The sequence below is a fragment of the Micromonospora sonchi genome (assembly GCF_014646235.1).
Classification (GTDB): domain Bacteria; phylum Actinomycetota; class Actinomycetes; order Mycobacteriales; family Micromonosporaceae; genus Micromonospora; species Micromonospora sonchi.
This window is the reverse complement of record NZ_BMNB01000069.1, coordinates 1-2,899: the sequence shown is the minus strand read 5'-3', so window position 1 is coordinate 2,899 and position 2,899 is coordinate 1. Positions and strand designations below refer to the sequence as shown.

At 74.0% G+C, this 2,899-nt stretch carries 1 protein-coding gene and 1 pseudogene; both read left to right on the top strand.

Features of this window, described 5'->3' with window-relative positions:
- Positions 1 to 6 precede the first annotated feature (6 nt).
- A pseudogene (locus IEY61_RS32270) lies at positions 7 to 54 on the top strand (hypothetical protein); the annotation flags it as partial.
- Positions 55 to 57: 3 nt separating this feature from the next.
- Positions 58 to 2,899, top strand: a 2,842-nt coding sequence (locus tag IEY61_RS30745) for an acyltransferase domain-containing protein (protein ID WP_229706644.1), incomplete at its 3' end; no start/stop codon positions are given.

Sequence of the window (2,899 nt, the reverse complement as noted above, 5' to 3'; positions counted from 1 at the left end):
TCGAACATCGGCCACACCCAAGCCGCCGCCGGAGTAGCCGGCGTCATCAAAATGATCATGGCCATCCGCCACGGCCAACTACCCGCCACACTGCACGCAGCCGAGCCCTCGCCGCATGTGGACTGGGCGGGATCCGGGGTACGCCCACTTGTCGAGCCGCAGCCGTGGCCCGAAACCGACCGCCCCCGCCGGGCAGGCGTCTCCTCGTTCGGAATGAGCGGCACCAACGCCCATCTCGTTCTGGAGCAGTACGACACGCCGGCGCCGGCCGAGGCGGAGTCGACCGACGACGTGTACGCCTGGGTGCTCTCGGCCCGCACCCGCACGGCCGTCGCCGACCTGGCCGGACGACTGCGCGAGCACGTCGCGGCGGACCCCGGCGCCAGCCTCGCCGGTACCGCCCGGGCACTCGCCGCCCGGTCCCGCTTCGAACACCGGGCCGTCGTGGTCGGCACCGACCACGACGAGCTGGTCCGCGGTCTTGCCGCGATCGCCGCCGGCGAGGCGGCCGCGCATGTGGTCTCCGGCGTCGTCCGCCGAGACCGCGTCCGCCCGGTCCTCGTCTTCCCTGGGCAGGGTGCGCAGTGGGCCGGCATGGGCGCCGCCCTGCTGGATACCGCGCCGGTGTTCCGCGACGCCATCACCGCCTGCGAAACCGCCCTGGCGCCGTACGTGGACTGGTCGTTGACCGACGTGTTGCGGTCCGGCCCGGAGGACGGCCGGCTGGAACGGCTCGACGTCGTCCAGCCCGCCTCGTTCGCGATGATGGTCGGGCTCGCCCGGCTGTGGGAGTCGATGGGTGTCATGCCGGCCGCGGTGATCGGCCACTCCCAGGGCGAGATCGCCGCCGCGCACATCGCCGGCGTGCTCACCCTCGACCAGGCCGCCGCGGTCGCCGCGCTGCGTTCCCAGGCCCTCACCGCGCTGTCCGGCCGCGGCGGCATGGTCTCCGTGCCACTGCCCGAGCAACGGGTACGGCAACTGCTGGCCGACTGGCCGGGCCGGCTGAGCGTGGCCGCCGTCAACGGCCCGGCCTCGGCCGTGGTCAGCGGCGACGCCGCGGCGATCGACGAGTTCCTGGCGACGTGCACGGCGGGGGACGTCGACGCCCGCCGGATCCCGGTCGACTACGCGTCGCACTCCCACCATGTCGAGGAGGTCGAGCAGCAACTCCGTGCGGCGCTCGGTTCCGTCGAGCCCACCGCCGGCAACGTGGCGATGATCTCCACCGTGACGGGCGAGCCGGTCGAGGGGTCCGCCATGGACGCTGACTACTGGTACGCCAACCTGCGCCAGCCGGTCCGGTTCGACGCCGCGGTACGTGCCGCGCTGGACGCCGGGCACGACGCCTTCATCGAGGTCAGCGCACACCCGGTACTCGCGATGGGGCTGACCCAGACCATCGCGGACGCCGGAGCGGACGCGACCGTCTGCGGCACGCTGCGCCGCGACCAGGGTGACCGGGCGCGCCTGCTGCGCAGCGGGGCCGAGGCGTTCACCGCGGGAATCCCGGTCGACTGGACCGCCGTGTACCCGGGCACCCCGGCGGAGCTGCCGCAACTGCCCGGCTATCCGTTCCAGCGCGACCGCTACTGGTTGACGAGCCCCTCCGAGACCGGCGACCCGGGCGGGCACGGGTTGGTCGGCGCCGTGCTGCCGGTCGCCGACACGGACCGCTGGCTACTCACCGGCCGAGTGTCCCGGCACACCCACCCGTGGCTGGCCGACCACGCCGTACGGGGCACCGTGCTGGTGCCCGGGACCGCCTTCGTCGAACTGGCCGTGCACGCCGCCGACCGGGTCGGGGCCGGCGGGATCGAGGAGTTGACCCTGCACGCCCCGCTGCTCCTGCCGGACTCCGGAACGGTGCTGCTGCAACTGTGGGTGGACGAGCCGGACGAGCACGGCCGCCGACCGATCACCATCTCGGCCGGTGCCGGCGCGGACGGGCAGCAGTGGGTGCGGCACGCCGACGGCTTGCTGGCCGCCGCCGACGTCACCGTCTCCGCCGCCGAGGGCATCACCGGGGCGTGGCCGCCGGCCGGTGCCCGGCCGGTGCCGCTGGACGGGGCGTACGACGACCTCGCCCAGGCCGGGTACGAGTACGGCCCGACCTTCCGTGGCCTGCGGGCGGTATGGCAGGAGGGCGACGACCTGTACGTCGAGGCCGCCCTGCCGGAGCCGGCCGAACCGGAGCGGTTCGCGCTGCACCCGGCCCTGCTCGACGCCGCCCTGCATGGCCTGCTGGCCAGTGGCTGGTTCCACGACCTGCCACCGGACGCCACCGGCCGGATCATGCTGCCGTATGCCTGGTCGGGTGTGCGATTGCACGCCGGGCAGGCGTCCGTGCTACGGATGCGGCTGCGGCGCACCGGGCCGGAACAGGTCGCCATGCTCGCCGTCGACACCGACGGCGCTCCGGTCCTGGAGGCGGCACTGTCGCTGCGCGAGGCGGCCGCTGGGATCGGCAGCACGGCGACGAGCGAGCAGCTGCACCACGTCGAGTGGGTGCCGGCACAAGTCGCTCCTGCACCGTTGACCGGTACCTGGTGGGTGCCGGCGAAGCTGGCCCAGGAGGCGCCCGGTTCGGTCGGGTACACCGGTTGGGCCGAGCTGCGCGCCGCGGACCCGGACGGGACGGCGGTCGTGGTCTGTCCGTCCGCGGTCGACGCACCGGCGGCCGAGGCGCAGACCGCCGACCTGCTGGAGCTGATGCAGCACTGGCTCGCCGAGCCGGACACCCGGATCGTGGTCGCGACCGCGGGGATGTCCGCGGTGTGGGGTTTGGTGCGGGTGGCTCAGGCGGAGTTCCCCGGCAGGGTCGTGTTGGTAGACGTCGACACCCCCGACGGATGGCTCACGTCGGTAGCCGGACTCATCGGCGCGGGACTGACCCAAG